Source organism: Phenylobacterium sp. (assembly GCF_031360265.1).
Lineage (GTDB): Bacteria > Pseudomonadota > Alphaproteobacteria > Caulobacterales > Caulobacteraceae > Phenylobacterium.
In genome coordinates this window covers 1-4,359 of record NZ_JANMBF010000061.1, presented here as the reverse complement: position 1 = coordinate 4,359, position 4,359 = coordinate 1, and the positions used below count along the sequence as shown (strand labels likewise).

The window sequence follows — 4,359 nt, the reverse complement described above, 5'->3', positions numbered from 1 at the left end:
GGCCAGCCAGCCCAGCCATTCGAAAAAGTAGTTGGGATGTCGCGACCAGCCCCAGAGGCCCGCGTCACAGACCTGACCCTGGTTGGCGGGCGCGGCCTTGAACATCTTCATCTGGGCGTCGGCCAGGCCCTCGCCGAGGATCGCCAGCACCAGCACCGCGACCGCCAGCACATCGCGCAGGCCGATAGGTCCGGGCGTGCGCGCGGCCAGCAGCACGGAGAGCGCCAGCAGCGCCGTCGCCGGCGCCTGGGGCAGGGCCACGAACAGCATGTTGCGGGGGTAGGCGGCGCCCCAGTCCTGGCGGAACCGCGCGTAGCGAGGGTCCTCCGGGTGGCCGTCGACCCGGCCGGCGATGTAGCGGCCCAGGCGGATCGACCAGAGCGCCACTCGGCCGGCCACCAGCCACTGGCGCGGACTTGGCGCTTCGCCCCACGACAGCGGAACGAGCGCCGCGCCGGCCAGGGCGGCGCCGGACCCGAAGGTCCAGAAGACGTCCGTCCAACCGCCATTGCCGCGCCGAAGTCCGAAGCTCCAGGCCGCGACCATCACCGCCGTCATCAAGACCAGCACGACGAGCGTCAGCGCGATGAGCATGTTGGAGCTGCTTTCCACCCCGTCGATACGAGGCCATACCTTGCATCGGATGCATCCGGCGGGGAAAGCGCAGCGTAGCCTTCCAGGGTGACGCCGGCGGTCGGCGCCGATGTCTGGCGATGAGGTTGCGCGTGTTCGATGCGGACGAGCCGCGGTTGCGGATCGCGGTGGTGGGCGGCGGGATCGCCGGCCTGTCGACGGCCTGGCTGCTCTCGCAACGCCATCAGGTGACCCTGTTCGAGGCCGAGGGACGGCTGGGCGGTCACGCCAACACCGCCGACGCGCCCGGTCAGTTCGCCTCGGTCCCGGTGGATACTGGCTTCATTGTCTACAACGAGCCCAACTATCCGAACTTCACCGCCCTACTCGAGCACCTGGGCGTGGCCAGCCAGCCCGCCGACATGTCGCTGAGCGTCAGCCTGGACGACGGCGCCTTCGAATATTCCAGCCTTGGCTTGGGCGGCCTGTTCGCCCAGCGATCCAACCTGCTGTCGCCGCGGTTCTGGGGCCTGCTGCGCGACGTGATGCGCTTCTATCGCGAGGCGCCGCGCGACCTGGCGGCGCTTGAAGGTCCGCTGACGCCGCTGGACGACTACCTGGAGCGCAAGGGCTATGGGCCGGCGTTCCGGGATGACCATCTGTTGCCCCAGGCCGCGGCGATCTGGTCGACGCCGATGGGGGCGATTGGCGCCTATCCGGCGGCGTCGCTGATCCGTTTCTTCCAGAATCACGGGATGATGAGCCTGTTCGGTCGGGGCCTGTGGCGGACGGTCTCCGGCGGTAGCCGCGCCTATGTCCACGCGCTCACCACCGCTTTCCAGGGCGATGTCCGCACCGCCGCGCGGGTGACGGGGGTGCGGCGCACGCCGGGCGGGGTCGAGGTGCGCGATGCGTCCGGTGGCGTGGAACGGTTCGACGACGTGGTGATCGCCACCCACGGCGACGCGGCGCTGGCGCTGCTCGAGGATCCGAGCCCGGAGGAGCGCCGCCTGCTGGGCGCCTTCCGCTACAGCCGAAACCTGACGGTGCTGCACACCGACCGCGCCCTGATGCCCCGGCGCAGGGCCGCCTGGGCCAGCTGGAATCACATCGGCTATCGCCAGTCGCCGCAGGCCGGCTGCGTGACCTACTGGATGAACCGGCTGCAAAGCCTAAGGGACGCCCCGGAACTGTTCGTCACCCTGGATCCCAAGACGCCGCCGGCCGCCGGGACGGTGATCCGCGCCGAGGTCTACGAGCACCCGCTGTTCGACGCCCCAGCCATTGCCGCCCAGCGCGAGATCTGGAGCGTGCAGGGCGCGCGGCGGACCTGGTTCTGCGGCTCCTATTTCGGCCACGGCTTCCACGAGGACGCGCTTCAGTCGGGCCTGGCGGTGGCCGAGCAATTGGGCGGGCTGCGCCGGCCGTGGACGGTCGCCGAGGCGTCCGGGCGCATCCATGTGAGCGCGCCTGTGGGCGCCGCCGGGCGCGCGGCGGAGACGGCGGCATGAGCCAGACCTCCTGCCTCTATGTCGGTCGTGTCAGCCATGCCCGGGTGAAGCCGCGCCCACACCGGCTTGCCTACCGCATCTTCATGCTGCTGATCGACCTCGACGAACTGCCGAGCCTGCGGCTGAAGACGCTGGGCGTCGGCCGCTTCAACCTGTTCGGCTTCGACCCGGCCAGGTTCGGCGACGGCTCCGGTCGGCCGCTGAAGGTCCAGGTGGAGGCTGACCTGGCCGCCGCCGGCATCGCCCACGGCGGCGCGATCCACATGCTGGCCATGCCGCAGATTCTTGGGCGGGCATTCAATCCGCTGACGGTGTTCTTCTGCCACCGGCCGGACGGCGCGCTGTCGGCGATTCTCTATGAGGTCAACAACACCTTCGGCGAGCGCCACAGCTATCTGATCCCGGCGCCCAACGCGGCTCTGGTGCGCCAGGCCTGCGGCAAGGCGTTCTATGTGTCGCCGTTCATGGACATGGACCTCTCCTACGCCTTCCGCATCCTGCGGCCGGAGGAGAACGTGCTGGTGGCGGTCGATGTGCACGACACTGATGGTCTGATGCTGGCGGCCAGCTTCGCCGGGAACCGCCAGCCTCTGACCGACGTGGCCCTGCTGAAGGCCGGACTGACCCATCCCTGGATGACCCTGGGCGTCGTCGCCGCGATCCACCTGGAGGCGCTGAAAATCTGGCTGAAGGGCGAAAAGATCCGCCACCGCCCGCCGCCGCCCAAACGCCGGGTGACCGTGGCGCCGCAAGGCCGACTTGCGGCTTAGGTCGCGCTGCGCCCTCCTTTATCGACAGCATTTCAAGCTTGACTGATCGTTCAAGCGGAGATTTGATGGATCGATCAACCAAGGGTTCGCCGTGCCGCTTGACACCCGCCTGCGCATCTTGCTCGCCGCCATGGATCTGTTCCAGACCAAGGGCTACGGCTCGACGTCGATCTCCGATATCCTCAGCCGCTCGCAGGCCAACAGCGGCAGCCTCTACCACTTCTTCCCGGGCAAGCAGGACGTTCTGGTGGGCGTCCTCGAGGCCTATCGCGACGGCATCCACCAGATGCTGCTGGAGCCAGCGTGGCAGGGGGTCGCCGATCCCTTCGACCGGATATTCGCTCTGCTTTCCCGCTACCGCAGCGCGTTGCTGGAGACCGAGTGCGTCTACGGCTGCCCGATCGGCAGCCTGGCCCTGGAGCTGCATGAGCCGGACCCGCAGGTCCGAGAGCTGCTGGCTCAGAACTTCACCGGCTGGACGCGCGCCATCGGCGGCTGTCTGGAGGCGGCGTCCGATCGCCTGCCGCGAGGGACCGACATCAAGGCCCTGGCCGAGTTCATCCTGACCACCATGGAAGGCGGCGTCATGCAGGCCCGCACCCATAGGGACATCGCCTATTTCGACCGGGGCGTCGACCAGCTGCGCCAACACATCGACCTGCTGGCCGAGCGCGCCCGACATACCGCTTGAGAGCCTTCAAAGCAGGGGGACTATCCAATGCCACATGTGAACTGGCTGGCCGTGCTGGCGGCGGCGGTTTCGAGCTTCGTCCTGGGCGGGATCTGGTATTCCGCGCTGTTCGCCAAGGCTTGGCAGGCGGCCGCCGGTCTCAGCGACGAACAGATCGCGGGGGGCGACAAGCGGCTGATCTTCGGCGGCGGGTTTGTGCTGTCTCTGATTGCCTCGGCGGTCTTCGCCCTGTTCCTGGGCCCCAATCCGGCGCTGATGCTGGGTTTCGGCGCGGGCTTCGCGGCGGGGCTCTGCTGGGTCACCACGAGCTTCGGGATCAACTATCTGTTCGAGCGCAGGAGCCTGAAGCTGTTTCTGATCAACGGCGGCTACCACACGCTGCAGTTCACCCTGATCGGCGTCATCCTCGGGCTCTGGCATTAGGCTGCGCCGGGCCTACGCTTTTCGGAACACCCGGATCTCGCCCACGCCGCCCAGCGGGATCGGCGCGCGGTCGGCGAGCAGGCCAACGCTGGCGGCCAGGGGTTCGGGGTCAGTGATATAGTAGGTCAGCCGCTCGTCGCCGCGCCGCAGGACCGCGTCGCGGGCGTCGTGCTCCACATACTCGATCACCTGGTCCAGCCGTCCCACCGCCTCGCGGAAGCTCCGCTCCCGGATGTAGAGCAAGAGCCGACCGCCGGCTGGAGTCGGTCTATCCAGGACCGGCAGGCCGGGGTTGGCCGGGCCGGGCCGGCGCATGACCTCTAGCAGTGGCAGGTGGAAAGCGGCCAACCCGCCGGGGCGCAGGTGCCGCGCGGCGGTGGCGAAGGTGTTC

General features: G+C 68.7%; 6 protein-coding genes. 4 read left to right on the top strand and 2 right to left on the bottom strand.

Features of this window, described 5'->3' with window-relative positions; genetic code table 11:
* The coding region (locus RMN86_RS05145; RefSeq protein WP_309604760.1) for a DUF1295 domain-containing protein at positions 1 to 594 on the bottom strand (594 nt) is incomplete at its 3' end.
* A 119-nt stretch (positions 595 to 713) separates the two neighbouring features.
* On the opposite strand from RMN86_RS05145, the gene RMN86_RS05140 reads away from it, so the two are divergent.
* The 4 genes from RMN86_RS05140 (at position 714) to RMN86_RS05125 (ending at position 3,968) form a co-directional block, all read left to right on the top strand.
* Positions 714 to 2,084 (top strand): NAD(P)/FAD-dependent oxidoreductase, encoded by a 1,371-nt coding sequence (locus RMN86_RS05140; protein WP_405041316.1) that lies wholly within the window; start codon positions 714 to 716, stop codon positions 2,082 to 2,084.
* Positions 2,081 to 2,854 carry a DUF1365 family protein gene (locus RMN86_RS05135; RefSeq protein ID WP_309604758.1) on the top strand — a complete coding sequence of 258 codons (774 nt, stop codon included), beginning with the start codon at positions 2,081 to 2,083 and terminating at the stop codon, positions 2,852 to 2,854. The genes RMN86_RS05140 and RMN86_RS05135 overlap by 4 nt, the downstream gene beginning before the upstream one ends.
* 91 nt (positions 2,855 to 2,945) lie before the next feature.
* On the top strand, positions 2,946 to 3,545 hold the full coding sequence (locus tag RMN86_RS05130; RefSeq protein WP_309604757.1) for a TetR/AcrR family transcriptional regulator: 600 nt from the start codon (positions 2,946 to 2,948) through the stop codon (positions 3,543 to 3,545).
* Between the two features lie 27 nt (positions 3,546 to 3,572).
* Positions 3,573 to 3,968, top strand: coding sequence for a DUF1761 domain-containing protein (locus RMN86_RS05125; RefSeq protein ID WP_309604756.1), 396 nt, complete (start codon positions 3,573 to 3,575; stop codon positions 3,966 to 3,968).
* A 12-nt stretch (positions 3,969 to 3,980) separates the two neighbouring features.
* On the opposite strand, the gene RMN86_RS05120 is transcribed toward RMN86_RS05125, so the two are convergent.
* A partial coding sequence (locus RMN86_RS05120) for a hypothetical protein (protein ID WP_309604755.1) occupies positions 3,981 to 4,359 on the bottom strand: 379 nt, incomplete at its 5' end.

What these genes read in the sequence shown, in the direction of transcription:
- RMN86_RS05140 (WP_405041316.1), top strand. Translation starts at nt 714, where the DNA reads ATGAGGTTGCGCGTGTTCGATGCGGACGAGCCGCGGTTGCGGATCGCG.
- RMN86_RS05135 (WP_309604758.1), top strand. Translation starts at nt 2,081, where the DNA reads ATGAGCCAGACCTCCTGCCTCTATGTCGGTCGTGTCAGCCATGCCCGG.
- RMN86_RS05125 (WP_309604756.1), top strand. Translation starts at nt 3,573, where the DNA reads ATGCCACATGTGAACTGGCTGGCCGTGCTGGCGGCGGCGGTTTCGAGC.